Origin of the sequence: Actinomadura sp. NPDC000929 (genome assembly GCF_040492065.1) — a bacterium.
In the GTDB taxonomy this organism is placed as follows: domain Bacteria; phylum Actinomycetota; class Actinomycetes; order Streptosporangiales; family Streptosporangiaceae; genus Spirillospora; species Spirillospora verrucosospora.
Genome location: NZ_JBEUPA010000003.1, coordinates 95,314 through 121,415 on the forward strand (window position 1 = coordinate 95,314; position 26,102 = coordinate 121,415).

At 66.7% G+C, this 26,102-nt stretch carries 27 protein-coding genes and 1 pseudogene; 17 read left to right on the forward strand and 11 right to left on the reverse strand.

The genetic code is table 11. The annotated features are described in order from the left end of the window. Nucleotides 1–151: 151 nt before the first annotated feature. Complete coding sequence (locus ABWI04_RS02020; protein WP_353831177.1) at nucleotides 152–1,285, forward strand: hypothetical protein; 1,134 nt, start codon at nucleotides 152–154, stop codon at nucleotides 1,283–1,285. Between the two features lie 184 nt (nucleotides 1,286–1,469). On the opposite strand, the gene ABWI04_RS02025 is transcribed toward ABWI04_RS02020, so the two are convergent. From ABWI04_RS02025 to ABWI04_RS02040, 4 genes are all read right to left on the reverse strand, one after another. Then, nucleotides 1,470–2,117, reverse strand: a complete 648-nt coding sequence (locus ABWI04_RS02025; protein WP_353831178.1) for a TetR/AcrR family transcriptional regulator — start codon at nucleotides 2,115–2,117, stop codon at nucleotides 1,470–1,472. Between the two features lie 350 nt (nucleotides 2,118–2,467). After that, the gene (locus ABWI04_RS02030) at nucleotides 2,468–2,992 is read right to left on the reverse strand and encodes a P-loop nucleotide/nucleoside kinase family protein (protein ID WP_353831179.1); all 525 of its coding nucleotides are present in this window, start codon (nucleotides 2,990–2,992) and stop codon (nucleotides 2,468–2,470) included. A 291-nt stretch (nucleotides 2,993–3,283) separates the two neighbouring features. After that, nucleotides 3,284–3,550: a DUF3303 family protein gene (locus tag ABWI04_RS02035; protein WP_345173950.1), complete on the reverse strand. Its 267-nt coding sequence runs from the start codon at nucleotides 3,548–3,550 to the stop codon at nucleotides 3,284–3,286. Between the two features lie 327 nt (nucleotides 3,551–3,877). After that, entirely contained in the window at nucleotides 3,878–4,060 is a 183-nt protein-coding gene (locus ABWI04_RS02040) for a transposase (RefSeq protein ID WP_353831220.1), read from the reverse strand. A gap of 541 nt (nucleotides 4,061–4,601) precedes the next feature. Between ABWI04_RS02040 and ABWI04_RS02045 the strand changes: the two genes are divergently transcribed. Then, nucleotides 4,602–5,954, forward strand: a complete 1,353-nt coding sequence (locus ABWI04_RS02045) for a putative sodium/potassium/calcium exchanger (protein WP_353831180.1) — start codon at nucleotides 4,602–4,604, stop codon at nucleotides 5,952–5,954. Further along, nucleotides 5,951–6,451, forward strand: coding sequence for a hypothetical protein (locus tag ABWI04_RS02050; RefSeq protein ID WP_353831181.1), 501 nt, complete (start codon nucleotides 5,951–5,953; stop codon nucleotides 6,449–6,451). Before ABWI04_RS02045 ends, ABWI04_RS02050 begins: the two co-directional genes overlap by 4 nt. 537 nt (nucleotides 6,452–6,988) lie before the next feature. Here the strand turns inward: ABWI04_RS02050 and ABWI04_RS02055 are convergent. Next, complete coding sequence (locus ABWI04_RS02055; protein ID WP_353831182.1) at nucleotides 6,989–7,396, reverse strand: RidA family protein; 408 nt, start codon at nucleotides 7,394–7,396, stop codon at nucleotides 6,989–6,991. Nucleotides 7,397–7,471: 75 nt separating this feature from the next. Between ABWI04_RS02055 and ABWI04_RS02060 the strand changes: the two genes are divergently transcribed. From ABWI04_RS02060 to ABWI04_RS02070, 3 genes are all read left to right on the forward strand, one after another. Further along, nucleotides 7,472–7,837, forward strand: a complete 366-nt coding sequence (locus tag ABWI04_RS02060; RefSeq protein ID WP_353831183.1) for a winged helix-turn-helix transcriptional regulator — start codon at nucleotides 7,472–7,474, stop codon at nucleotides 7,835–7,837. 726 nt (nucleotides 7,838–8,563) lie between these two features. Continuing rightward, entirely contained in the window at nucleotides 8,564–8,755 is a 192-nt protein-coding gene (locus ABWI04_RS02065) for a hypothetical protein (RefSeq protein WP_353831184.1), read from the forward strand. 398 nt (nucleotides 8,756–9,153) lie between these two features. Continuing rightward, nucleotides 9,154–11,511, forward strand: coding sequence for a LuxR C-terminal-related transcriptional regulator (locus ABWI04_RS02070; RefSeq protein WP_353831185.1), 2,358 nt, complete (start codon nucleotides 9,154–9,156; stop codon nucleotides 11,509–11,511). Nucleotides 11,512–11,522: 11 nt separating this feature from the next. On the opposite strand, the gene ABWI04_RS02075 is transcribed toward ABWI04_RS02070, so the two are convergent. Next, nucleotides 11,523–12,281, reverse strand: a complete 759-nt coding sequence (locus tag ABWI04_RS02075; RefSeq protein ID WP_353831221.1) for an FAD:protein FMN transferase — start codon at nucleotides 12,279–12,281, stop codon at nucleotides 11,523–11,525. A gap of 379 nt (nucleotides 12,282–12,660) precedes the next feature. Here ABWI04_RS02075 and ABWI04_RS02080 point away from each other — a divergent pair, with 379 nt between their 5' ends. From ABWI04_RS02080 to ABWI04_RS02100, 5 genes are all read left to right on the forward strand, one after another. Continuing rightward, entirely contained in the window at nucleotides 12,661–12,864 is a 204-nt protein-coding gene (locus ABWI04_RS02080) for a hypothetical protein (protein ID WP_353831186.1), read from the forward strand. Nucleotides 12,865–12,915: 51 nt separating this feature from the next. Continuing rightward, entirely contained in the window at nucleotides 12,916–13,686 is a 771-nt protein-coding gene (locus ABWI04_RS02085; protein WP_353831187.1) for a hypothetical protein, read from the forward strand. Next, nucleotides 13,683–14,045, forward strand: a complete 363-nt coding sequence (locus tag ABWI04_RS02090) for a winged helix-turn-helix domain-containing protein (RefSeq protein WP_345173976.1) — start codon at nucleotides 13,683–13,685, stop codon at nucleotides 14,043–14,045. Before ABWI04_RS02085 ends, ABWI04_RS02090 begins: the two co-directional genes overlap by 4 nt. A 423-nt stretch (nucleotides 14,046–14,468) precedes the next feature. Then, nucleotides 14,469–15,980, forward strand: a complete 1,512-nt coding sequence (locus tag ABWI04_RS02095; protein ID WP_353831188.1) for a glycosyltransferase family 39 protein — start codon at nucleotides 14,469–14,471, stop codon at nucleotides 15,978–15,980. 579 nt (nucleotides 15,981–16,559) lie between these two features. Further along, nucleotides 16,560–17,315, forward strand: coding sequence for a DUF2817 domain-containing protein (locus tag ABWI04_RS02100; RefSeq protein WP_353831189.1), 756 nt, complete (start codon nucleotides 16,560–16,562; stop codon nucleotides 17,313–17,315). A 104-nt stretch (nucleotides 17,316–17,419) separates the two neighbouring features. On the opposite strand, the gene ABWI04_RS02105 is transcribed toward ABWI04_RS02100, so the two are convergent. The 3 genes from ABWI04_RS02105 to ABWI04_RS02115 all read right to left on the reverse strand — a co-directional run bounded on the left by ABWI04_RS02105 (nucleotide 17,420) and on the right by ABWI04_RS02115 (nucleotide 19,057). Beyond that, nucleotides 17,420–18,520, reverse strand: a complete 1,101-nt coding sequence (locus ABWI04_RS02105; protein WP_353831190.1) for a YVTN family beta-propeller repeat protein — start codon at nucleotides 18,518–18,520, stop codon at nucleotides 17,420–17,422. Nucleotides 18,521–18,540: 20 nt separating this feature from the next. Beyond that, on the reverse strand, nucleotides 18,541–18,735 hold the full coding sequence (locus ABWI04_RS02110) for a polysaccharide deacetylase family protein (protein WP_353831191.1): 195 nt from the start codon (nucleotides 18,733–18,735) through the stop codon (nucleotides 18,541–18,543). Between the two features lie 181 nt (nucleotides 18,736–18,916). Continuing rightward, nucleotides 18,917–19,057, reverse strand: coding sequence for a hypothetical protein (locus ABWI04_RS02115; protein ID WP_353831192.1), 141 nt, complete (start codon nucleotides 19,055–19,057; stop codon nucleotides 18,917–18,919). Nucleotides 19,058–19,531: 474 nt separating this feature from the next. Between ABWI04_RS02115 and ABWI04_RS02120 the strand changes: the two genes are divergently transcribed. The 6 genes and pseudogenes from ABWI04_RS02120 (at nucleotide 19,532) to ABWI04_RS02145 (ending at nucleotide 24,253) form a co-directional block, all read left to right on the forward strand. Next, nucleotides 19,532–20,407, forward strand: coding sequence for a DMT family transporter (locus ABWI04_RS02120; protein WP_353831193.1), 876 nt, complete (start codon nucleotides 19,532–19,534; stop codon nucleotides 20,405–20,407). A 274-nt stretch (nucleotides 20,408–20,681) separates the two neighbouring features. Further along, nucleotides 20,682–21,371 carry a PASTA domain-containing protein gene (locus ABWI04_RS02125; protein WP_353831194.1) on the forward strand — a complete coding sequence of 230 codons (690 nt, stop codon included), beginning with the start codon at nucleotides 20,682–20,684 and terminating at the stop codon, nucleotides 21,369–21,371. 30 nt (nucleotides 21,372–21,401) lie between these two features. Next, nucleotides 21,402–21,848, forward strand: a pseudogene (locus ABWI04_RS02130) (transposase); the annotation flags it as partial. 187 nt (nucleotides 21,849–22,035) lie between these two features. Beyond that, a complete protein-coding gene (locus tag ABWI04_RS02135; protein ID WP_353831195.1) occupies nucleotides 22,036–23,265 on the forward strand; it encodes a hypothetical protein in 1,230 nt (409 codons plus the stop codon). Next, nucleotides 23,249–24,019: an alpha-ketoglutarate-dependent dioxygenase AlkB gene (locus ABWI04_RS02140; RefSeq protein WP_353831196.1), complete on the forward strand. Its 771-nt coding sequence runs from the start codon at nucleotides 23,249–23,251 to the stop codon at nucleotides 24,017–24,019. Before ABWI04_RS02135 ends, ABWI04_RS02140 begins: the two co-directional genes overlap by 17 nt. Nucleotides 24,020–24,121: 102 nt before the next feature. Continuing rightward, nucleotides 24,122–24,253 carry a sigma-70 region 4 domain-containing protein gene (locus tag ABWI04_RS02145; RefSeq protein WP_353831197.1) on the forward strand — a complete coding sequence of 44 codons (132 nt, stop codon included), beginning with the start codon at nucleotides 24,122–24,124 and terminating at the stop codon, nucleotides 24,251–24,253. A gap of 185 nt (nucleotides 24,254–24,438) precedes the next feature. On the opposite strand, the gene ABWI04_RS02150 is transcribed toward ABWI04_RS02145, so the two are convergent. Together ABWI04_RS02150 and ABWI04_RS02155 are read right to left on the reverse strand one after the other, a co-directional pair. Continuing rightward, on the reverse strand, nucleotides 24,439–25,017 hold the full coding sequence (locus tag ABWI04_RS02150; RefSeq protein ID WP_353831198.1) for a GNAT family N-acetyltransferase: 579 nt from the start codon (nucleotides 25,015–25,017) through the stop codon (nucleotides 24,439–24,441). 507 nt (nucleotides 25,018–25,524) lie between these two features. Continuing rightward, nucleotides 25,525–25,884 carry a nuclear transport factor 2 family protein gene (locus ABWI04_RS02155; protein ID WP_345173999.1) on the reverse strand — a complete coding sequence of 120 codons (360 nt, stop codon included), beginning with the start codon at nucleotides 25,882–25,884 and terminating at the stop codon, nucleotides 25,525–25,527. Nucleotides 25,885–26,102: the final 218 nt, after the last annotated feature.

Consider the following 26,102-nt stretch of genomic DNA (forward strand, 5'->3'; position numbering starts at 1 on the left):
TCCTTCTCTCTCCCCGTTCCGCGCCCTGGAGCGCGAAGCGGCATGCGTGGTGCGGGGGCCGGTTTCGGTCGGATTGGTTGGCCGACCACGGCAACCGAGGTGATCGCCGGGGCGTCCCCACTGCACAGCGCGGAAGCGGGGAGGAGTTCATATGCGGTTCGTGAAGCGTTTCGCGATTCCCATGGTGGCGGTGGCGGGAGTGGTGCTCGCCGGAGCGCCGCCCGTCTTAGGAGCGGAGGCGGACTGGCGGAAGGTGCCGCACTCAAGCGCGGAGGGAACTCTCAAGGACGTCGCCGTGCTCGGCGGAAGCGACGCGTGGGCGGTCGGGGAGAAGCATCCTCCGTACGAATCCGCCGATCCGGTCGCCGAGCACTGGGACGGCACGTCCTGGAAGGAGGTGACGGTTCCCGACACGCCGACGGGCACGGGCAGCCTCGACGGTGTCAGCGCCGTTGCATCCGACGACGTCTGGGCCGTCGGCGACAGCACCGGTCTCGGACCGGTGATCCGGCACTGGGACGGTGCCGTGTGGACAGCGGTCCAGCCCGCCGCGCCACCCAACGGAGCGCATGTCGGGGCCGACCGGCTCAACGACATAGCGGCGGTCTCCAAGACGCTGGCATGGACGGTCGGATCCTTCTCCGACCGGAACACCCCCGGCCCGGTCACCCTGGTCGAACGCTGGGACGGGACGAAGTGGTCGCGGATGACCTCCCCGAACCCGGGTCGTCTCAGCAACACTCTTCAAAGCGTTGCCTCCCTCTCGGCGACGAACGCGTGGACGGTCGGGTGGTACCTCAGCGACGCCGGCAACAACGTCGCCCTCGTCCTGCATTGGGACGGCCGCGCCTGGACCAGAAGCCCAGTGACCCTCCCGACGGGCAACACTGAACTCCAAAGCGTCACCGCCGTCTCAGCCAACAATGTGTGGGCGGTCGGCAACCATGAGGGCAGACCGCTCGTGATGCACTGGAACGGCACTCGCTGGCGCGTCCTGCCGGAGCCCGCGCTCACCGAGTCGTGGCTGAGCGCCGCGGCTCCGGACGGCAGGGGCGGGGTCTGGGTCGGCGGCTACCGCATGACGGACGGCGGGGTGACGAGCAGACCGCTGTTCCTGCACTGGAACGGCACCGCCTGGACCACCGGCACCAGCGAGGAGGCCGAGGGCACCGTCGAGGGACTCACCCGCGTAGGCACCTCGATCTGGGCCGTCGGAACGACCTCGCCCTGCACCTGCTTCGTCGCACCCCCACTGGTCGAGGTCAACGGCCCCGTCCCGCAGTGACGCCGCACCCCGCGGATGCCGCCAGCACGGGGCCGCGGTTGTCGATGCCCTTGCCGAGGGCGGGCTGCCGCGTGCTGGAGTGGTCCTCGGGGTCAGCGCAGCACGGCAAATTCGGTGACCATAGTCAGGATGCGCTGCGAACCGTCCCGGGCCAGTGAGCCGGCGAGTGCGCCAACCCGGTCGGCTATTCCGAAGGAGGGGCAGACAGCCTGGTCGGTGAGCCCGGGGCATCGGGCGCCGAGTACCACGGGGCGAGCAGCCTATCCATAAGGACGTGAAGGTGTGCGCGGAATGACTCGACGACCTCTGGCTGAGCCGCGTCCCTCATTCCCTGGTTGGGGCTGAGAATTCCCGAGCCCAGGAAGCCGTGCACGCACCAGACCATGGTGCCGAGAAGGTAGTAGGTGTTCACGTCCGGGGGGACCGCGTCTTTTATCCTGCGGGCGGCGAGTTGGAGCAGCGGCCGGGCGTACTGATCCTCCATGGTGGAGAAGTCGGCGGCGTCGGCCACCCAACGATGTGCCCACAGTGCACGGTTCTGCGGGTTCGCCACGTGAAAATCGAGATAGGCGTCGACGATCTCGTGCACCGCCGACCGCGCGGAGTCCGCCCGGGACACGGCAGCTTCCAGCATTTCCCGTTCCGCCTCGAATGCCTGCCGCATGACCTCCTGGTAGAGAGCGCGCTTGTCTCCAGCCACCTCGGCGACAACCGCAGAACCGACGCCGAGGACGTCACTGATCAGCTGCAAGGAGGTCCCGTCATAGCCGAGTTGCCCGAACAGGCGGGCGGCGACCTCAAGAACCTGTGAGCGCGCGATCTCATCCGACACAGTTTCACGCTACGCATCGTTCGGTGAGGCAATGCCTGCGCCAGGGCAAGAGCCCGGCACCAGAGGGCAAAGACGACTTTGAGGCTCCCGTGGCAGGTCAGCTGCCTCAGTAAGCCTCGCGGCAGAGCGAGCAGGGGGCCATGGGGGCTACAGCCCCGTCCCGCAGGTCGACCCTCGCCAGAAGCCGCGCCTCATCGAGATCATCGGCAATCTCCGCGACCTGATCGCCGAGGCCCCGCATCCCAGCCCCGCCCCTTGCGGGCCCGCTCTCATCCAGGGTCTGTCCGGCGGATCTATCCGGGCTTGGCGCTCCTGGCACGGCTGCGTTACTGGTCGACTTCAGGTCGGGCTCACGCGAGGGATGGCCATCTGTCGGCGGCCCACTCCAGCCATCCCGGCCATCCAGGAGGTGGACCTCCTAGCTCTTGTCCATCGAGTTCCGTGGCGTCGGGCTCCTCGAACAGCGTTCCCCAGTGCAAGAGGTCTGTCTCGCTCATCACGAACGTCTGATCAGGGGTGGTGGCCTGGCGATGGGCGATCCGAGCACGTTGGGTCTCATGATCCACCGGCACGTACACGAGTTGACAGGACGCGCTCACAGACATCACCAACCAGCGGATCGCGCACCTCTCGACACGAGACCAGCATCCGAAATCCAGGACCACGTTCGTTCCCAGCTTCAGCGCCTCCAGACCGAGCCAGAGCAGCCGTCCTTCCAACACATCGCGCTTCCCGACCGGCTGCGGATCGCCGAACAGCGAGCGCATCCACTCATCAGGCGTCAGCCGCAGCGCGTTGTACTCCTCGGCCAACTGTCGAGCTCTCGTGGTCTTTCCGGCCCCGGGCAAGCCGACTGTCAGGAACAACGTCGTCACGCCCAGATCTTGTCACGAAGGCCAAGTGATCAAGGATTGAGCAAAGGTCGATCGAAGCCACGGTGACGGTGCGGTGGCAGACTTAGCCGGGACGGTTGGCCCACTGGTCCTTTGTGCGGCTCCGCAGCTGCCTCTCCTAGAATCAGGCCGCCTTCCCTTAGTCCGGAAAAGACGCCGGGCACCGACTGCCGCGGAGTGGGCCGAGATGGGGACCAGGTCCCCTCATTCTCGGCTGAGCAAGCCTGGGTCGGCCCCGAACTGGCAGGTGGTAGGAGGCGGCGCTGTTCCGCGCTACTGCAACGCGGCAAGGCCTTTCTGTAGGTCCTCGCGGGTCATGACCGGGTTGATCTCGATCTTCGCGCCCAGTTCCTGGAAGAGCGGCTCGGCGATGGTGGGTATCGCAGCGGGGTCCTGGAGATCGAAGACGAGGATGCAGCAGCGCCCGCCGTCGCCGGGGCCGAAGTACGCCGCCTCGGGATCGAGCCGGTCCATCAGTGACTTCACGATCTCCGGCAGCCTGCCGGTCTTGATCGCGCCGTTCGAGACCTGGGTGTCCATGACCGCTCTCAGCATGACTCTCATCGTGTTCTCCCCGGGCGTCCGGGCCGGCGCGGCCCCCTCCGCACCTGCGTAAACCCGGTGCCGTCCCACCCACTCTCCTACCGGCGCGTAGCGGAAACACCCCCGAACACGTCCCCTGCGGACATCGTTATGGGAGATCGTTCGACTGCGGGAGGTCGGCCGCCGCTGAGGTGGCTGATGGTCGTTTCAAGTTGGTCCGCCGTCAAGTCCACCACCCCGATCGCGTCGTCCTGCACCTGGACGTGCGCCAGCAGCCGCTCCCAGGTCTCGCCGCGCTCCAGCGACAGAATCGCTGACCGAGCGTCAACCACACGGCCCATAGCGTTCGAGCACGTCCCGCCGGTCCGCGCCGGTCCGGACCTTCCGCGAGATTCCGTCGACCACCTGACGCTGGTCACGCCACCGCCCACCAGGACCGGAAGCGACCGGCAACACCGGCCCAATCCGCGCCCAGACCACATCAGTCAACTCATGTCGCCGCACCATGGTCACCACCGAGCCACAACGTTGTTGGCGGTCACTGCGCGCATGGCGCTGCCACGCAAGGCAGCTCCGCTGATCGACGTCGGACGCGGCCTGGTCCCGCTCAGGACGGGCACCATGATCGGCACGTCCCTCCAGACCTGTTGCTGCTGTGGGGCGACGAGTGGTCCGGGTGGGTGCCGAAAGCGTCCGCGCAGGGTGACTTCGTCAAGCGGATGACCCAGACCGCGATGGCGCCCAGCAGGACACCGCAAACTCACAAAGACAAATTTCGCATCACTTGAATAAAGCTGCCGATGCCCAATATTCGCCTACACAAGCCTCCAATCCCGAAGAAACCTGGGTTCCTGGTTAGCTCCGGGCCACCTAGCACGTAGGTCGACCCTCAGATCATCGACTCGTGCACGTGCAAAGTTCGCACGTGCACGATTACATGGGGCGCGGTTTTGCCCTGACAGCTTGCACGTCAAGGGCCGAGCCTGGCGGGTCGCCTGACCGATGCCCTGGAGCCGGCCCGCCTCCCCCAGCGGAAGGGCAGAAGAGCGTGGGCGTGGACAATCCCCCTGGTGGGCCGGGCAAAGGCCCGGAGACCACCGACAAGCCCACCCCACCCGACACCGGCGGCACGTCATCGCACGACCATCCTGGAGCGGACGGTAAAACGCCCCGCATGGACAGTCTCGCCGCAGCGGGCTGGAAATTTCCCGGACGCCCCGAAACCAGCGCTGGGCAGCCCGGCGACCGCGATCCGACCAACGCATCCATCGCCGACCCGCCTCGCGACAACCCACAGACACAGAGTGGCCCCCAGGCCGAGGCCAAGCCGGACGCCCAGAAAGACACCGAGACCGATGAAACCGACTCCGGTCCCCCGCCGACCGAACCTGACGACGACGAAACCGACCCTGCCCAGACCAGCAACGGCGGCTCGGAAGCGGAAAAGCCAGGCCAAGCCAAGCTCGAGGACCCGGGCCAGGACAAGGGCGAGCGCGGCAAGAACGACCGCGAAGGCAAAACCGGTCAACCCGAAACCGACAACCTCGGCTCCCAAGACCACCAAGACAACAAGGAACCACGCCCCCAAGAGACCGGCGGCTCCACCAGCGACAAGGCCGACGGCCCCCAACCACCCCAGCAACCGCCTTCTCGCCTGGAAAGCCTTGCCCGCGCCCGCGAAGCACAACACGAATACGCAGAACAGCTACGCACCAATTCCCAAGACACCCAACTCCCCAACGACACCGGACAACAACCGCTCCCCGAACATGGCGACCAACATGCCCCGTCCCAACACGAGAACACGGAAGGGCAGGAACCCGGGCCAGAAGCACAGCCGCCTGTCACCGAGACACCACCCGAAGGCACCGACAACAACGGGGGCGACAATGTCCGCAAGGACGACAGACTGCCTGAGGAAAAGACGGACGCCGCGAGCAGCCCTGGCTCGCGACCCAAGTCGGAAGAAACGATTCCCGTAACCGAGGAGCAACAACGATCCTTCGAGCAGAGCCAGGAGCAGCTCGACGGTCTCAGCAAGAAGAAACAGTCCGAGGAAGTCGGTAAAGGCTTTGAAAGAGACGGCCAGAGATACAAGCCTGAAGCTGCTCTCCTCAAGGCCGCGAAGCACGGGGTAGATTGGTCTGAAGGAATGGCTCGCGCGGTAAGAGATGGTCGACCGCAAGGGCAGTTCGGCAGCGCAGCAGACGTCCGGTACGCGACGGAGTGCGGGGCCGAATTAGGACCGAAGAAAACGGGCTTCTTCAGACTCCCTGAAGGGCATGACTGTATAGAGTATCATCCAGACGGCTCGACAAGCACACCGGACAGCATTTTCGTCAAGGTGTACCCCAACGGCAAGGTCCACGCTTACCCGCTGACTCGAGAGGGAGATGCATGAACTTTTGGCTGCAAACCGGAAACCCTGAGACCCTGAAAGTAGGGTCGGCCGAAGACATGGCGGACGCAACAGGGCAGATGTATCCCATGGACACCGAAGACGCCATCTTGTTCTGGAACCGGGTCCCCGTGCGACTCGAATACCGTTACGATATTGCCGTCCTACTTGATGATTTGGTCCCGCTGCTAGAAGAGGTCCAGAACCCGGAGTTTTCCCAGACACAGATCCATTGGGGATCCGACACATTTTCCACCGAATGGAACATCGCGCGCGATGGAGATTCCCTCAGAATCGATTCGCGCTGGGACAGCATTCATGGAAGCTACGAGTTTCTTCTCAACGAGAGAAGCCAGTTGACCGTAAGGATCGAGTCCTTCGTAGCCGAGTGGCTGAAAGTACTACGCCGGATCACATCGGACCTCGCCATCCGCCATGTACGCCTGGAAGATGATGACATCGCGACCCGGGCGAAGACGTTGTCATCGAAGTCGAACTGACCTTCAAAAGAGCAGACGTATATCTCTCCCGCAGCGCCGGACGCTGCACAAGGGTCTGGACGGCCACCGGGACGCACAGCATGTGCGTGGCGCGGACCTTGTCAGCACGCGCAGGTAGCCCTCGGGTGTGGCGTCGGCGAGGATGACTGACCGCGCTCCCCGGCCCAGACAGTGGAAGAGCCATCCCGCGAGGCCCGGCTGGACGCGGGGCGCTGCGCGACGTCTAGTCGGGTTTCGCCTCCGACAAGGCCGTGATTCAAAGTCCCGGCCACTTCGCTCGCCTGGCGGCTCGCTCCGTGACCGGGTCCCACCGCGCTGCAGGGCTCTGGGAATCTGGCCGACGACGGGACCGTCCAGCCTTGAATCCCTCGTTGTGGGCTCCGCTAACGGACAGCTCGCCGACCGCTTCGGCGTGACCTGGGCGCTCGACATCGCCGTGCGGTATTCCGCAGGCTGACTGACATGCCGGACGCGGCGAGCGAGGTGGGCCCTCGCCGCCGCTTCCGTGCACCTCGTGGGCCGGCCATGCCGCGGCGGTCAGTCCAGGACCGCGGTGGCCTCCACCTCGACGAGCACACCCGGCTCGAACAGCACCTCAACGCCGATAAGCGACGCTGGCGGCATGGGCGAGCCGATGCCGATCTCGTCGGCCACAGATTCGACGCCGGCCACGAACTCCGCGATCTTTTCCGAGCTCCAACGGGCCACGTAGAACGTCAACCGCACCACGTCGTCGAAGGTCGCACCGGCACCGGCGAGTCCAATCGCCGTGTTCCGCAGGGCTTGCGCGACTTGCCCGGCCAGGTCGGACGGGATCGGCGAACCGTCGGGTTGGTGGGCGACTTGACCTGCGACGTAGACGTGCCGGGTTCCGGTGGCCACGGCCACGTGGTGATACGGGGCGGGCTGAAGCATCCCCAGGGGAGTGAAGCGCTGAACGGTCATGACGAATGCCCCTTCCTTAGGTATCGTCAAGATACTTAGGTGCGAGAAGACACTTCAACGAGACCAGGTTTCACGATGGATACCCCTGCAGAGCTGCGGATCAGCACCGCGCACCGAGAGCTCCTCGACCAGGTGCTCGACAAGTGGTCGCTCAGCATCCTGAACGAGCTGTGCGAACGCCCCTGCCGCTTCAACGAGCTCCGGCGCGCCATCCCGGAGGTCACGCAGAAGTCGCTCACCGGAACGCTCCGCCGGCTCGAGCGCAATGGCGTCGTCGAACGCGAGGTGACCTCAACCCGCCCGGTCGCCGTGACCTATAGCATCACGCCGCTAGGCAAGACCCTCCGCGGCCCGGTCGACGTGCTTGTGGCGTGGGCGGACCGGCACCTGCCGGCCATCGAGGCCGCACGGGACGCATTCGACGAGGCGGACCACACCTAACCGCCGCGCCGGGCAGGCACCGAAGGCGGGTGCCGAGAGACCGACATCGACGCTCAAGCCATTCGCCTGCTGGGATCTCGGGTCCCCGTCGCCGGGCCGACCCCCAGGCCGACTTCAGGAGTTCATGCGCACCCACGCCCGCAGGCACCACACCTACGGCCCGACGGCACCCGCGTCCCTTTCGAGGAATGGGTCCCGCCCGGTAACACCAAGCCGTCGACGTCGGCAGCGGCCTGGCCCTGCCCAGCGTGATCGCCGCCGCCACCGTCGACCTGCCGCCGCCCTCAGCGCCGTCACGGCGCTCGGCCTCACGACCAGAGCCGGGAAGCGTCGATGCGGGCCGCTGGCGGCGAGCGGGCCGCAGCCCGTGGACGCCACCCTGGCGACCGCTCTCACCATGATCGGTCCCGCGAGCGCCGCAGCCGTGATCCACACGAGCGCCCGCACGCCGGACGCCCCGCAGCGTCCGCCACGGCGCCCTCACAGCGGGCCGACGGTTCGTTCATCGCCGTCTTCTCCTGCTAGTGGCGTCCCGAAGTCAATCCGCTCAGGAAGCTGATCTTCGAATCGAAGGACTTCGGTAGCGGAACGTTCGAGATGCCCCCTGCCGCCTGTCTGAGCGACTCCGCCATTCGGCGTACGGCCCGTGAAGTCCGGATGGAGGCCCCGGTGGGCGACTCGGCGCAGGCGAGGTGCCCTGCTCTGGCGCAGGGAGCCGGTTGCACGATGTCCGACGCCTACACCCTGGCGGTCACCGCCACCGAGGCGGATGGCGACGACGAGATGACGCCGCGCTGGACCGGTGGTGATGGCCGGAACGGCCCGTCACCGACCATTGCCAGCGGCGATCCGCCGACGTGGCGGCCACCCGCGACCTGTCGAAGGGCAATCCGCTGGAGACCAACGCTCGTGGTCTAGGCCGATTGATTCTCGTACCGCGGAGCGGAGGCCGTCCGCGCCGAGGGCAGGCGGTCTTCGGGCGTTTCTCTCGTAGCGGGCGTGGCAGTGCCGCGGGGGTCGGCCGAGGTCACCTCGGAGCCGGTGACGATCTCGACTCGGCGGATTGTCGGTTTCGGCGCCGCACAGGCCTCGCTGCCTGCGCCAGGAACAGCGCGTCGGGCTCCAGGGGTGACCGCGCTCCGGTCGCTGCCTCCGCGCACAGGTCGGGCCAGTCGTCACCGACCGGTGGCCGATGGCCGGCAAACGCCACCAGACCGCAACTTAACCCTTTCATGGGTTTGCATGGGGATTTACGCCAATAGTGTGGGTGGCCATCGGTCAGAGCAACCTGGGCGGCGACGCCGGGTGGGATGGTGATGGCTTCAGCGGGACCGAACGAGGCGACCAGATGGCAGCTGTCCAAGCCCCCCGCGGAGGCGACGAGCTTCGTTGGGCGAAGCCGAGAGTCGGCCGAGGTCAAGCGTCTGCTGTCCGCGTCCCGATTGGTGACGTTGACGGGCGCTGGTGGAGTCGGCAAGACCAGGTTGGCCGGTCGGATGGCCACGAGCTTGGAGCGGGAGTTCCCCGACGGGGTGTGGATGGTCGAACTCGCCAACCTCGATGAGCCCGAACTCCTGACCACCACGGTCATGGAGGTGCTCAAGATCAGGGATTGGTCCGGCCGGCCGCCCTTGGAAGCGCTGATCGAGAATCTGCGTGACAAGCGCATGCTGGTGGTGCTGGACAATTGCGAGCACCTTCACCACGCGTGTGCGTTTCTGGCCGAGAATTTGCTGCGCTCGGCCTCAGGGTTGCGAATTCTCGCCACCAGCCAGCAGGTTCTGGGGATCGCCGGGGAACAGACCCTGCCCGTCCCGCCACTGCCACTGGACCAGCGGACTTCACATCGGAATGCCGCCACGCCGCGCGCCACGGAGGCGGCCGAGTTGTTCGCCGACCGCGCACGGGCAGTGCTGCCCGAGTTCACGCTCACCGAGGCCAACCAGGAGGCGGTGGAGTTGATCTGCCGGCGCCTGGACGGGTTGCCCCTGGCCATTGAGATGGCGGCGGCACGCCTGCGCGGGCTCTCGGTGGAGCAGGTGCTGGAACGACTCGACGACCGCTTCCGGCTGCTCACCCGAGGATCGCGGGCGGAACTGCCGCGGCACCAGACGCTGCAGGCGCTGATGGATTGGAGTCACCAACTCTGCGACCAGCAAGAACGCAGCGTGTGGGCGGGAATGTCGGTCTTCAGTGGGGGTTGTGATCTGGAGGCCGTCGAGGAGGTGTGCTCGGGCGAAGGCGTCGAGCGAGCGGACGTCGTCGACGTGGTCGCCGCGCTGGTCGAGAAGTCGATTGTGAGCCGTGAGGAGCAGGCGGGCAGGGTCCGGTATCGGCTGCTGGAGACGCTCCGGCAGTACGGCCGAGAACGGCTGGCCGAATCCGGGCGAGATGCCGAGCTGAGACGCCGCCATCGCGACTACTACCGGAAGCTGGCGGCCAAGGCGGATGCCAGCCTGTTCGGCCCTGACCAGATCGCATGGCTGAGCAAACTCCAAGTGGAGCACAGCAACCTGCGCGCCGCCCTGGAGCACTACCTGTCCGACCGCTCCGGCGTCCGCGCGGCACTCGGCATGGTCGCCGACCTGCTCTACCACTGGATCACAAGCTACTACCTGACCGAAGGACGGCACTGGATCGACCGGGCCCTGGATCGCGCCCCCGCTGCCGACGAGCCTCGCGCCCGGGCCTTGTGGTGCGCCAGCTGGCTGGCGATCATCCAGAGCGACCTCGAGACCGCGGCCGCGATGCTGGAGGAGAGCAAGGCGATCGGAGAGCGACTCGATCTCGAGCACGTGCTCGGATATGTGGCCGTGTTCTCCGGAATGGTCGCCATGGGTCGTCAGGACGTGAAGACGGCGATCGTCCTGTACCAGGAGGGCATCGACCGGCACACCCTTACGGGCGACCCGGTCGGCCACGTGCTCGCCCTGGTTCGCCTCTCACTCGCCTATTCCTATCTGGGCCATACGGCGGCCGCCGTCTCGCTTGGTGAAGAGGGGCTCGCCATTTGTGACGCCCACGGGGAGACCTGGCATCGGTCGTACACGATGATGGCCCTTGGGGTCGAGAGATGGCTGGAAGGCGACACGGCCCGCGCAACCGCGCTGGAGCAGGACAGCCTGCGCGCCAACCGCTCCCTGGAGGACCCTTTCGGTATGGGCCTCAACTTGGAGGTCTTGGCCTGGGTGGACGCCACCGAGGGGCGGCATGCGCGAGCGGCGAGCTTCTTGGGAATCGCCCAAGCCCTGTGGAACGCACTCGGCGCTCCCCTCTCCGGGTACGGACACCTGGTGCGATACCACGACGCCTGCGAGGAAGAAGTCCGGCGCGCACTCGGCCCTTCGAGATTCCTCAAGGAGTTGCACCGCGGGCTGGAGATGCCCTTCGACGAAGGGGTCGCCTATGCCCTGGGCGAGTCCTCGGCCGCTGGCACCGAGAGCACTGATCCCAGCACGTCCTCGCCACTGACCCCACGGGAGGTGCAGATCGCCGGCCTGGTGGCGGAGGGAGCGAGCAACAAGGAGATCGCCGCCTGGTTGGTGATCTCGACGCGCACCGTCGAAGGGCACATAGAGCACATCATGAACAAACTCGGCTTCAACTCCCGCGTGCAGATCGCGTCCTGGGTCTGGAGGCAAGGGCGGGGAGACGAGGCGAGCCCTGGCGGCTGAGTACGCCTAGGTCAGCATCCGACGTTGGTCACCGTGCCGTTCGTGTGCACTATGCGGGCACGCAACTCCCGGGCCTCCAACCAGGTGATGGCAGCGTCTCCCAAGGAGAGGGCGGCGATGCTGGCGGTCTTGGCGGCGACGCAGCGAAGACCGAAGACCAACACCGCATGCCAGGACTGATCACTGGCCGGCAGCGACCGCGCCGGTGCCTGTCCGGGCTCGCGAGCCTGCGCCGCCAGGACGGAGGTGGCCAGTCCGCCAGGCGTCCGCAGCACGAGGCTCATGCCACGGAAAGCTCCGTCGTCCTGCTCACGGCGACCGTTGGTCACCTGCACCGGCCAGCCCGAGACGGGCACCGGTCCCGCGGTCGCGAAGCTGCCCGGAAGGCAGACGCAGACTCCGCATCCAGCCAGTCCGGCCGCGGATTCGGCTGCCCTGTCGGCGGCGAACGCCTGCGCGATCCCCCACAGGTCGAGAGTCGTCCCCGGGGGCGTCATCACCGTGCCGGGCGGTTCGTCGATCACGACACTCCGGTTTCCGGCGGGAGAATCGCCTACGACGGGATCGACGAGCCCTTCCGTCAGGTCGAACGCGTGGAGCGCCGTCCAGAGCACGGCCAGGAAAGTGGCGCTGACCCGCACTGGAGCGCCACTGGCGGCGTTGACGCGCGCAAGATCCGACCCCTCCTGGACGAACGCGGCATCGAAGTCGGCGACCACCGAGTCGACAGCGCGCCGGGCCGCATCGAGGCACTCGGGCTTCTCGACCATCACGGTGGCCAAGGAACCCCACAGGGGGAAGTCGTCCCTTCCGAAACTCATCGAACCGCTCCAAAGATCTAGAACAAGACGCCTGGTTCCGCCATAGGAACCGGCTCCTCTCCAGCATGCTCAGCGGACCCGAGAAACCGGGAGGGGGAAAACCCCTATATCGCTCCGGGAGCTACCCACCTGTCTATGGACAGGTTTTGCGCAGGTCTGAGCAAATACAGCTCCGATGCTCCCGATCGCATCAGGGGAAAGACCTGCGGAACGATGGTCAAGACGCCTGGCGGAGGGCGATGCAGAGCGCCTGGTGCCGGTCACCGGCAACAGGCCCCCAGGCCGGACGTCCGGCTCCCGTTCGCGGCCCTGTAACACCCGCGCGGACATGGTCGAGTCGGCGGTTCCGTCCCGCGTCCCCGGCAACCTCGACCTGTTCGTCATCGGGTTCGACAACCGCGCCTGGAGCGAGTTCCGGAACGACCGGCGTTGGCTGGGGCTGACCTGCGCGGTTCCGTGGGCGGCGGCGCGAGCGACCTACCGCCCTGACCGTCCTCCTGCTCTGGGAGTGTCGCTGGCACTCTTGACGTGAAAGTACTCGCTGTTGCAAAGTACTTCGCAAGCGCAAGACGATGGAGGCATCGTGGATTCACAGTCCCCCGACCAGATGCTCGACGAGGTGGCCAGGCTGCGGCGGCTCACCCGTGCCCGTGCGCGCGGGGCGGCGGTCCCGCTGATGATCTTCGGCCTGCTGACGCTGGCCTCGATCCCCCTGTACTCCCACCCCTTCCACGCGATGCAGACGCTGCCGGACGGCGGCAGCGTGAGCAGACCCGGTTCGACAAGCGGCTATGCGGGGCTGGACGGGTTCGACCGATCGGGAGCCCTCTCGATCGCGTTCTGGCTGATCACAGGGCCGCTGAGCTACCTGGCATGCGCCTGGTGGTACCAGCGACGAGCCGCCCGCGTCGGCCTCACCGTGCGGTGGCGGCCCTGGGCGTACGTGGGCACGGCGCTGTTCGCCGTGTTCTTGCTCGCCGTATTCGCACAGAACCACGGCGCCCAGAAGGCGCCTCCGCCCCTGGGAGAAAGTTTCGTGGCGAGTGCCGTGGTCAGTCCTTTGCTAGCGATCGCGCTCGGGTTGCTGGTCCTGGCCAAGGTGGAGCGGAGCCTGGGGGTCGCGGTCTGCGGTCTGGTGTACGGGGGGCTGTGCGTCATCATGAACGGCTACGGCCTCGGCCAAATCCCTGCTTGGCTCGTGCCCCCGTCCGGCGGCATGATCGATGGAATGCTCAACCCGGCACAGAACCTGATCCTGCTGGCCGCCGTCCTGCTGGTCGGCGCGCTGGTCGTCCAGTTGCGGGCGTGGGCGCGACTGCGTTCGGTCACCGCAGCGGCCCCAGTCCAGGCATGAGGGAGACCAGCGGGCAGCCAGGGGCACCGCACCCCACGCAAGGCCTCAACGACACCGTCCACCATCGCACCCGTCTCGGCATTATGACGGTGCTGCGCGAGATCGACCGTGCCGAATTCGGGTATCTGCGCGACACCCTGAACCTCACCGACGGCAATCTGTCCCGCCATCTACGGACGCTGGACGAGGCCGGCTATGTCGAGATCCACAAGGGCTACCACGGACGCCGTCCCCGGACCTGGCTCAGTTTGACCCCGAAGGGGTCACGTGCGCTGGCAGAGGAGTTGGCCGCCCTGCGCGATCTGGTCGCCCGGCTCGACCGCGTCACGGACTCCACGGAGACAGCCGAAGGCAAATGATGTGGTCGGCCCTCGGAACCCACGGCCGGAACGGCCTTGAGCGACGGCGAGATCGGCCTAGGCGTCGCACGACGCGATGCCTGGGCCGATCAGTTGAAGCAGTCCTGGGCCTTGAGGCGATCTTCGCGGGCGGCGCAGGCGGTGACGATCCCGACGAGCCTGCGCTTTGCACCGGCCCCTCGCCGTCGAGAAGGTCGACCACCAGGGAACCCGCCTCCGAGGGCCTGCTCGATGGTTGTCGACTCTGGTCAATTCATCAGGTTTCAGCCCGCGGTTCTTCGTGGGCACGGAATCCCGGCACCCCGCGAGTGGGCGCGCCCTGAACGGCGCCCTGGGACCCTTGGCGGCGACCTTCGGTTAGGGGTCGTGACAAATGGTGAAGACCTTCCTGACGTCCTCGACTCGGTCGACGGGGGGTGAGACATGGCGCCGACCGGCACTCAGAGCACGACCACCGCGCTGTCCGACACTGCGGGGCATCGTGCCGCGACGTGGCCGTACCTGGTGATTCCAGGGGTGGTCACGCTCGGCATGTGCATGTGGCGGATCAGCGTGCCCTCGTACTGGCGGGACGAGTCGGTCAGCGTGACCGTCGGGCGCGGCGGGCTCGGCGCGCTGACGAGCTTCATCTCCCGCATCGACGCGGTCCACGGCCTGTACTACCTGCTGATGCACCTGGTGACCAGGCTGGGAACGAGCGAGGTGATCACCCGCACGCCCTCGGCGGTGGCCTCCGGCGTGGCGGCCGTGGGGATCGCCGCCATCGGCGGGCGGCTGTACTCGGCCAAGGCGGGCCTCTATGGCGGGCTGCTTTACGGCCTGCTGCCGATCACCAGCCGGTACGGTCAGGAGGCTCGCCAGTACGCGATGGTCAGCGCGGGCGCCGTCCTGGCCACGTACTTCCTGGTCCGGGCGTTGCAGGATTCGCGTCCCCAGATCAGATGGTACGCCGCATACGCGGCGACAATGGGCCTGGTGGGCTGGCTTCACCTTTACGCGCTGTTCCTCCTACCCGCCCACGCCGCGACCGTCGGCATGTGGAGGCATCCCCGGTGGCGGCGCCGCCACCGCGCGAGCTGGGGGCTGGCCGCCCTGGCTGCGGTACTCCTGGTGTCACCGCTCGCAGTGGTCGCGCGCGGCCAAGAGGCCGCCCAGGTGTCCTGGTTGGAGCGCCCCGGAACCAGGGCGCTTTACAGCCTCGGCCTGTGGGTCACCGGCGGCGGACGCGTCCTCCTGCTCGTGCTGGTGGCGGCCGTCGTGGTGGGGACGGCACGACTGCTCGTTCGCGATCATCGCAACGCCGCCGCGCTGACCGTCCCGTGGATGTGCTTACCGTTCGTCCTGGCGTGGAGCGTGTCCCAGGTCCATCCCGTCTATCACCCCCGATACATCCTCTACTCCGTCTGCGCTCTCGCGCTGCTGGGCGGGGTAGCGCTGGACACCGTGGTCGGGCGGCTGCCTGTTGGCCGATCCTGGTTCCCCGTAGCGGCCGCGGTCACCGTGCTGGCGGTCCTGGCGCTGGTGACGCTCCCCGCCCAACTCGCTGAGCGTGAACCGCGGAGCCGTCCGGACGACCTGCGCTCTCTGGCCGCCGCCCTTCGGCGGCACTCGCACCCGGGGGACGCGGTCCTGTACCTGCCCGCGGATCGGCAGGCCTTCGCGACCGCCTACGCCGACGCCTTCGCCCGGTTGAACACGACGACTCTGCAAGACCACGAGACGAACCTGGAGCCCGGCTCTTTCCGGTCGGCCCTGGCAGCCGAGTCCCGGATCTGGCTCGTCCAGATACTCCCCCACGATCACCGGTACCGCAGCGCAGCGTCTCCGCGCGATCTCGCGATCCTCAAGAACGACAAAGGTCTCCGAGCGACCATCTCAAGGCGGTTCGGGAGCATCCGGCTCACCCTGTACATCCGCCGCACAGCCGGAAGCTGACGTCCGCGCCCGGTGAGCTGAGCTCGTTGCGCAGCCGTGCTCCACGCCCCCCGCCCCGGTGAGCGGGCCACCGAGACCACTTGCTCAGCGACCCAGAGTCCGGCGCTTCCGCCGTATCGGCGGACGGTGCTGGTGTGCCTTGTGCGGACGATCTGCCGAGCCAGCGCGCGACGCCCCAAAAGCATCCTCGAATCCAGCCAGGCCACCGTCTCCATCAACACGGTCACCGGCCCGAGACGGTGCCCAAGGAACCAGGCGTACACCGGCGCGTCCCACCGACCCGCCTCACCGGCCGCGACATCCACGGTGAGGGCCGTCAACGCCGTAGCGCATCCGAACGCGAGCAAGGCGAGCACGGGCGCGGGCGGGCGCCGTGGCGCGTCGGCTCTTACGCGGTTTCAGCCCGATCGAACAAATGAGGGCTCCCGTCGCCCATCCTGCCCACGGGCACGAGGCGGTTGGCACAGCGTCATGCCACTTAGGCGACTACATGCATTCAAAGTGTCACTATTCGTGACTTGGGTATCTGGTGTTACGTCCCCCAGATCAGTCGAGGCACATGTCTGGGGGGGACACTTCATGACGGGTCGGCGGCCGACGATCTTGCTCGCCGTTGGACTTGCCCTCCTCAACACTCTGATCTTCTCGGCAGCGTGCAGCAGGCCCGGGAAAGCCGGTCGGTCGGCGGCGACATATGGGGCCCGCAGGACGGTGTTACTGGGCAGATCCGTCCAGGGACGCCCGATCGTCGCCGTCGAACTGGGGAACCCGCGAGCGGCTCGACGAGTGCTGGTCGTCGGCTGCCTGCACGGAGACGAGCAGGCCGGCGTGCCGGTGGCACATGCACTGGCCGCCAGAACCGGGCCGACGGACACGAACTTGTGGGTTGTTCCAACGTTCAACCCGGACGGGATGGCGTCCCGGACGCGGGGAAACGCGCACGGCGTCGACCTCAACCGCAACTTCCCAGCCGGGTGGCGACCGATCGACTCGCGCGGCTCAGTCAACTACTCCGGCCCACGGCCACTCTCAGAGCCGGAATCGCGGTACGCCGCCGACCTCATCCGGCGGATCCGCCCGACCATCGGCATCTGGTTCCACCAGCACTTGGCCGTCGTCGATGACTCCGAAGGACCCAAGGACGTCGAGCGGCGCTTCGCCCGCGACGTCGGGCTCCCGCTGCGCTCGCTCACCCACTTTCCAGGCAGTGTCACCGGCTGGGAGAACACCGTCGTCCGCAGTAGCGCGTTCGTGGTCGAGCTCCCCGCCGGGCGGCTCCCGGCGCAGGCAGTCCGCCGATACGCCGACGCCCTCCGCCGGATCGCCAGCCCCTGACGGCTAGGACCTCGCGAACGCGGCTACGCTCATGCCTCTCCGTAGGTGATATCCGCGTAGGCCGCAAAGCCGAGGACGAGCTCGGCCAGGGCGGACGTCCATGTTCAGCGGAAAACGCCGGTGTGGCCAAGGGAGTAGCGGCCAGGCTGCGGAAACACGCACAGACCGTGCGGGCCGTCACCGACACGGATGCGGCGAATCAACCGGCCTGTGACCGTAGAGATCGCGTACACCTCGCTGTGGTAGCGACCCGACAGCCACAGCACCTGCCCGTCGGCCGACACCCCACCCATGTCGGGCGAGCCGCCACCGGGCAGCCGCCATCGCCGCGCTACCCGCCCCGTCTTGAACGAGATCAGGGAGATAGAGCCTTCAGCCCGGTTGGTGACGTACAGGGTGGTCGAGTCACGGCTCACATACAGCCCATGTGCGCCCTTGCCGGTACGGATGAAGCCGGTCACGCGGAACGTCGACGCGTCGATCGTCCAGACGCCGTTGGAGGCCATGTCAGCGATGTAGAACGTCCGGCCGTCGGGAGAGGTCTTCACGTCCTGCGGCATCGCGCCCTTCGCCAACTTGAGCACGCCGGTGACCCTCTGCCCACGGGTGTCGACGCGCAGCACTTCGCCGGAGAACTCACACGCGGTGAGGAAGAAGTCTCCCGAAGCCGAGAAGTCGGCATGGTTGGGGCCGCGGCACGGCACGTCCACGTGCTTGCGCAGCCGCATCGAGTGGGCGTCCCGGAAGTCGATGCGCTGCAGCCGCTCCGCCATGATGATCGCGAACCGGCCGTCCGCCGTGAAGTACATGTTGTAGGGGTCGTCGACCGAGACCGGCTTGCCCGGGCGGCCGGTGCGCGGGTCGATCGGGACAAGGTCGTTGGAGTCGTTGTCGTTGACCCACAGCGTCCGCATGTCCCAGGACGGGACGACATGCTGCGGCTTACGGCCGACCCGAAACCGCCCCACCCGTGTGAACGTCTTCTGATCTAGCACGATCACGTCGTCGCTCTGTGAATTCGGCACATACACACGCGCCGGCAGGTCCCGCACCTGTGGGCTGAGCATGCCCGGCCGGTCGTGCTCGTAGAGGTCCGTCGGCGACGTCAGCGGCCTGGCACCAGCGTGACTCGTGAGCTTCCGCGAATCAGCACCATCCGGCTGCCCAGACGAAGAGCACCCCGCGACCAGCAGCCCGGCGGTCACAGCCAGTGCCCATCGGCGCTTCATGTTCGGACCAGCTCAGCGACGGTCACCGCCCGAAGCCCACGCCGACGCAGGCCGTCCAGAACCGCCGCCAACGCCTCGACCATTCCAGTGTGGCCGGGGTGCATGCTCACCACCGACCCGCCGCGTGCCTCACCGAGAACTTCACGAATGATGGCCGACATGCCCAGATCGGCGAAGTCCAGCAATTCCACGTCAAAGGACAGGCAGCCGCGGTAGCCGACGCGCAGACCCCCGCGCCGACAAGGCCAGCGACACCCACAAGGACAGCACGTCTCTGAATCGTCACAATCTGTAGCCTACTTTGGCTGCATCTCGGCACGGTCGACCGTCGCAGCGGAAGCCGCAAGGCCAAGCGGGTCAGCACGCGATGGCCTAGCGTTCGCGCCCCGAGCCGGCGCGCAGCTCAACGCTGGGGACGTCCGGCGAGAGTTCCGGCGCGTCATCGCCCAGGTCGGCCTCTATGCCGAGCAGCGGACGCCGCAGGAATCGGACCGCGGCGTGCCGATCGAGCACATCTCCCCCCGGTCGGACACAAGAGCACGACCGTCACCGAGAAGGTCTACCGGCAGCAGACCAGGCCCGCGATGGACGAGGGCGCGACGGCCATGGACCGGATCTTCCCCGCGCTCATCGAGGAACCGCCGTCAGGCAGTCGGGCCCGGATCACTTCGGAGGTCCCCCAAGCCCATTCGGCCCTCACACTGCCAAAAATCTGATTCCGGCTCCCGACCAGCGGAAAGGTCCATCGCCTTCCGTGGTTCGGACGACCGCGAATCCGTAGGCACTCCGCTCCGGGCGGAATGAAATTGGACCGCGAACCTGCCGGCCCTGGAAACACGGGGCCGGCAGGCTCACGGTGCGACCCGTCCGGTAGAGCAGGCACCGAGACGGCGTATCCACTTGCCGTTCCGCATGGAACACGGACGGTCTTCTATGCCTGCATCAAAAGGATGCGGGGGCAACTCAAACAAGAAGGGGGAGAGATGCATGTGTGCAGCAGAGCTCCCAAGGAATTCTAATATTGCAGTTTTTGCGTTAATTTTTTCAATTGCCCTGGGCGTGACGGCGGGCACCGTTCAGATCGCCTTGGGACTGGTTGGCAGGGTCGGCCCGTTCACGGCTGCTCTCTGGGTCGCGATAGTCGGCATCGCGCCATTGATGATCACGTACAGGCCGTCTTTGCGGGCGGGTTGGCCGATCTGGCGATCGGCGCTGATTCTGGGGCTCTGCCTTAGCGTGGGGTTCGTCTCATTCCAGTATTCCATCCGCATGCTGCCCCTCGGGATCGCGCTGGCGGCCTTCTACGTTGGAGGCCCGATGCTGCTCGTCACCATCGAGATCCTGAGGTCCCGCCGGTGGCGGGACTTGGCGTGGCCGGCGGCGGGTTTCTCTGGTGTCGTCGTGCTCACACCCTCCTGGGAGGGCGAGATCAACTACTGGGGATTCGCTGTCGTTGCGGTTTTGGCGGCGAATTTCTTGGTCGGCATGAAAATGATGTCCAGTATCAAGAAGAGCGACATCACCACCTGCACGACTTTGGCAAGAATCCCTAATATTCTCCTTATGTTCGTGTTGGCTTCACTATGGGAGGGGTCAGACGCGGTCTTCGGTCTAGGCAGGAATGATCTATTGATCTTCCTGGCGGCAGGGGCGCTGACCTTCCTGTCGACGGTGTTATCCAACGTGGCATGGCAGCGGGGAATCCGCCCCTTCGCCGTGGCCTTGTTGAATCCCACCGAACCTGCGTGCGGTGCCATCCTGGGACTGATCGCAGGTCAACAGCTGAACTGGGCGTCCTGGATCGGCATTTCCATGGTCACGGCCGCCGGCGTCGGCGCTGCGATCAGTCAGCACAGGAAGTGACCTGGCTGACTCCGCATTTGCGGCGGGGAGGACCCAACCTCCCCGCCGTCCACCGACCCGGCTGCTGGGCCTTCTGTGGGTTCCGTGGGTTCTGCGGAGCTCCCCGGCTCGCCCGACCCAGGCCACCACGCGGCCAGCCCGGCGCTGGGCACCGCTGGCCGCCTCGCGTACGGACCGGGTTGAAAACGGTTTCGATGACGGCGGGCTCTAGGCACCGCCCAGGGCACCCCCACAACTACGCCGAGCCTCAGCGGTCTCGACATCCATCGGGCGAGTGCCGGAGAGTCTGCGCGGCGGCGGGGAGACGGCTACGATCACCGCGTTCATGTCTGATCATGTTCGGGAGCGGCGCATGGTGGGGATCCGGCCCTTGGCTTTCGGTCTGCTGATGGTGCCCGTGCTCGGCCTTGCGGCCTGCTCGGGCGGCGACAGCAATTCCGCCGCAGGAAGCGCGGGGAGCGGCGCAGAATCGCAGCGTCCCTCACCTGTACTGCCCTCCTTCAGGGGAAAGACGCTCGACGCCGTCAGCGGCGAGTTGCAGCGTTCCTGGCCCGCCTACACCAGCGCGTTCAGAGCCCTGCCCGACGGTCACCTGTTCGACGGCGAGTCCTATTCCGGTACCTGGGTCGTCTGCACGCAGGTCGAGGACCCCCAAGGGAAGAAGGTGGAACTGGGCTTCCTGCCCCCGCAGGTGTCCTGCCCACCCGACGGCCGCGTGACCACCTGGCCCGTCGTGCCCAACTTCGTCGGCAAGACCGGCACTGACGCAAAGCAAGCCGCCCTGCGGCTCGGCTTCCCGCTCGTCAGCAGTGAGCCCATCGTGACCGAGGGATACGACGACAGCTCGCATCTGGAACGTACCGTCTGCACCCAGGACCCGCCCGCCGGCCAGAGCATGCGCCAGCACTACGGCACGACACTGAGTCTGCGGGTCGCCGACAGCAAGGGGTCGTGCACCCCGTAGCTCCCTCGCCCGCGGGCCTATGGATGGCCTCCGCCCGCTCCGGCGAGGCCGCAGGGCGGCGGGCGGCGCCGGTACGGGGGTCGTGAGGTGCTGGCGGCGATCATCTTCGTGGCCACCACTGGCCGTAGGTGGCAGCAGTTGCCGTCGGTGTTCGGGCCGTCGGGTCCTACGGCGCACCGGCGCTTCACCGAGTGGACGACCGCGCGAGTGTGGGCCAAGCTGCACAGCGACAAGGGCTACGACCACGCCGACCTGCGGCGCTGGCTACGCAGGCGGGGCATCACCCCGCGCATCGCGCGCCGTGGCATCGAGTCCTCCGACCGGCTCGGGCGCTACCGCTGGGTGGTGGAGCGGACGGTGTCCTGGCTGAGCGGCTGCCGCCGACTGCACCGCCGCTACGAACGCAAGCCCGAGCACTTCCTGGCCTTCGTCGCCATCGCCGCAACCCTCATCTGCCACCGCCGACTAGCCAAATGAGATGACTTCGTAGGAGGAAAAGACCTCGAGGAGGTGGTCGCCCTACGACCAGGGCAGGGTCGGCTTTAGGATGATAACCTTGCCTGCTCTACTGTCCGGAAGTTCATGGAATGGGCGAACGGACCGGCGGGCATCCGGTCGGCTCTGCGGGTTCGTGGCGCAGAGTGCGAATGGTAGGTCAGAGTTAATGCACGCAAAGGAGCCGACGGAAGCCCGCATCGAGGACGCGGGGAACGTCCTGGTCGCACCTGCGGCGTTGCACGACGATGACTCGATCAGAGGCTTCTTCGGTTCAACGATCACGCCGGAGGACCTTGCCTCGGGTTCGCTCGACCTTGCGCAGAAGACCGTCTACCTGTGCGGCGACGTCTCCGGGATCAGCGGCCCCCGGCTGTACGCGGCGGCACGGGTGTTCGTCGTCCGGGAGCTGTCACACGGTTACCGCGAGGGTGCCGACGGACCTTGGGTCCCCATCGGCCTCGGCAGGCTTCCCCTCCGTGTCCACGGCGCCGGTGTGTACTACCGCCGTTTCTTCGACATCGACGACGATTACTTCGACCGGATCCGCGCGGAGCACGAGTTCCAGTCTTTGACGGAGTCCACGAAACCTGGAACAGCCCATCGCAGCGGAATCTATCTGACGCCCGTCACCCAAAGAAGCGACGGACTGCATTTCCGCCTGCTCCGCTGTTCCACGAACCTCTCGGGGCCGACCGAGGGCTTCCGGCCTACCGACACGAGCATCGTCGAAGCCCTGAACGGCGAGGCCGCCGCCGTCTTCCGGAACCAGGCGCCGCTGAATCACGTCCTCGCCCAGATCTACCACAACACTCCCGCCGCGACCGAGCGCAAGCAGTCCAAGGCCAAGATCTCGGCTCATGCCGACAAGACCAAGGACATGCCCGTCAACGGCATCATGGCCTTCTGCACCTTCTATGACCGGCTCGACCGATTGCGCCCTCTCGCCGAAGACACCTTCGATTACGGCGTGAAGGGCACCAGCGGGCTGACCAGGCTCCACTTTCGCCTCAAGGAGCCGACCGGGGAACGCGACGGGGTCGCGCTCCCCCAGCAGTTCACCCTCACTCTCCACCCCGGCTCCGTGTTCTTCATGCCTCTGTCCACCAACCGCCTCTACACGCACGAGATCCGACCCTCGGCGTTGGACGCCGGGCTGCTTCCGACCCGCCTGGGCTACGTGGTGCGCTGCTCCAGCGCCGAGGCCGTCCACAAAGAAGGCCAGACGTTCCTCAAGCTGGACGAGGGGCTGGTGAGGCTGGAACCGCCGACGCCGGAGGGCATGAACGAGCTGCGCGGGCTGTACGCCGAGGAGAACAGGACCACGTCCTTCGTCGACTACGGCGACGAGTTCCTTTTCAGCATGAACAAGGGAGACTACGTTGCCCCCCGCATCTGACATCTCCGATGAAATCTTCTCGTGCACCTTGCCGGCCGAAACGGATCTCTTCGCAGAACTGTCCGCGTCGGCTCGCCTCGAGGACGTGGGAAAAGGGCGGCGCGGCGCCACGCTCACCAGGATCGACGAGGCGGGCGGCGTGCCTCTCGTGCGCACCACCACTCGCTACAGCAGTCCGGCGCAGCGTTTCCGGCCGGTGCACGAACGGCTGGCGCAGCGGATCCAGCAGTGTGCGGCGCTTCCGGTCGCCTTCAACAACGCTCTCATCGAGAGCTACACGAACGCCTACAAGACGATGGGCGGCCACTCCGACCAGGCCCTCGATCTGGCCGACGGTTCGTTCATCGCCGTCTTCTCCTGCTACGAGCGTCCCGAAGGGAACCCGCGCAGGAAGCTGATCTTCGAATCGAAGGTCTCCGGTGGCGGAACGTTCGAGATGCCCCTCGCCGAGAACAGTGTCGTCGCGTTCTCCGTCGACTCGAATCGGCGATTCAAGCACAGGATCGTGCTGGACGCGTCCGCCCCGCCAACGGACAACCCGTGGCTGGGTGTGACCTTCCGGACGTCGAAGACCGTCGTCCGGTTTCGCGACGGACACGTCTATCTCCCGCAGGGAGCGCGCCTCACGACGGCCAACGAGGAGCAGAGGCGCGAGTTCTACCGGCTGCGGCGCCGTGAGAACAGCGAAACGGACTTCGCCTACCCCCTGCTGACCTACACCATCAGCGAGAGCGATCTGATGCCACCCGTCTGAGCGACCGCCGCCCGCCACCCGGCATACGCCAGCAATCAATGATCATCATTGCGCCCATTGGTCGACGATCGAGCCTCCTGGCAGGCGAAGCAGGACCGAGTCGTGCTGCACTACCTTCTGAACTTCACGACCGCTGAGGCGGCTAACGCCCTTGGGATTTCGTCGGGCTCGGTCAAGCATCACTTGTTCGCCGGTCGGCGCGACCTCTCGAAGGAGATGGAGATCGCCCGCTAGGCCGCGTGGTGACGCTGCAAGGTGAGGCTTGGTCCCATGAGGGTTAGCGGTTCTCGTTGCGGATCGTGCGGCGCATTGGTTGGGCGGGTCGTCGCCGTAGGTACCCAGATCGGCGGCGATTGAGCGCGGAGTCCTCGTCGGTGGGGTGGCGAAGTCGTTGCCGGTGAGCACTCGGGCGGCACGGGTCAGTGGATCTGTCGCGCCATGAAGATCGCTTGCTCGCCGGCCGACTCGGTGCCGTCGTAGAGCCTGGTGTCCAGCCCGCAGAAGACGAAGCCCATCCGCAGGTAGGCGCTGATCGCGGGGGCGTTGATGTTGCTGACCTCAAGCCATACATGCCCGGCCCCCCGCTCTTCGGCGAAGTCGAAGGTGTGGCTCATCAAGGTTCGTCCCAGCCCCCTCCCCCTCCACGCTGGCGCGACCTCGATGTCGCAGATGGTCAGTCGCCTGTTCCACGGTTCGAAGGAGCTCTCTACGAACCCGCACAGCTCGTCGCCGTTGCAGGCGACCACCGTCTGGCTCAACTCGGGATCGCGGTCGTCCTTGGTGTCCTCGTCGGCTGGGAAGACCTTGTGGATGGGAGGGGTCACGGGAGTCTGGCGAAGCGTGAAGCCCTCGCCCGTTTCGACCACTTCGAACACCGAGTCTGTTGTGAACGACCCATCGAGCTTCGCCAGGACCTGATCGTCCTCGGGTCGAGCAAGGCGGTAGGTGACGGTGCCCTGCACGCCGAGCACTGTCGGATCGTTCCCGGTCTTCTTCATGATCGACAACTTACGGCCGTCTAAAGTCTGCTCTCCCTTGTCGGGTCCCCCCTGCCCGGATCACTGCGACGACCTACCGTCCAGTGGAGCCCGGCACCGACACACCGCCAGGACAACTTCCTGACGGCATCACGGGCCGCCTCGCCCGTGGCCGAACCCCAGTAGGCTCCGGATACCTGGTTGAGGCTGTAGAGCCGTTCGTTCATGTGCCGCCGGACGCGCCCCAGCATGTCGATATCCGGTTCCAGCCCCGGGCCGCAGTCTCCAAGAGGCCACGCGCGACGGTCTAGGTCGAGAATATCCCGCCCGCAGGCATGCGCAGCATCGCCACGAGAGCCGAGGCATGACATAAGCCATCCGGGAGGGCGCCCGGCGTCCCGCGCCTCGCGCATCAGGGGCAGTCATGTTCACCCCTCTGCGAGGCAGATCAGCCTCGCAGGGGGTTCGAAAACAGCTTCTTACCGCCGTCTACCGGTGTGCGGTTCGCTCTTCAACGTGTCGGCTATGTCAATCGGCTGTGCTGGCGTGCACGGCGATGATTCGCCAGCCGTGCGTCTCGTCGTGTAGCCAAGTACGGGTGTAGCGCATCCTGGCCGCGAACGGCGCCCCGGAGGCGGTCCCCTCGACGGTGCCGAGAAACCACGTCACGCCGGTGCGCCCATCGGCGAGTACGGTCAACTCCTCCTCAGCCACCTTCGTCATCACCAGCGCCCGAGTGCGGTGCGCCTCCAGGTCGTCCGCCTTGGTCTGAACGCTCGCACCGAAGGTGAAGATCAGCCGATCATCCAGCAGCCGGTCCAGCGCCTCGACGTCTCCAGCAAGCTGCGCGCTCTGAAGTCGGCGCTCGGCGTCCCGCAAGTCCTCCATGAGGCACACCCTCCCAGCTGACGCCGTATCCGCACCAGGACGTTCACGCTCGGCTGATCTTCGTAGTCCGCCCCCGGGACCAGCGCGCTCCGCGCCTCAGTCACCCTCCGCCCCGACCGTGAGCACTGCGACGGACGCGACCCGGGCACGCAGCAATGCGAGCAGGATGCCGTCACCGTGCCTCACGGCACCCTGCACGGCGACCGCTACGACCTCGA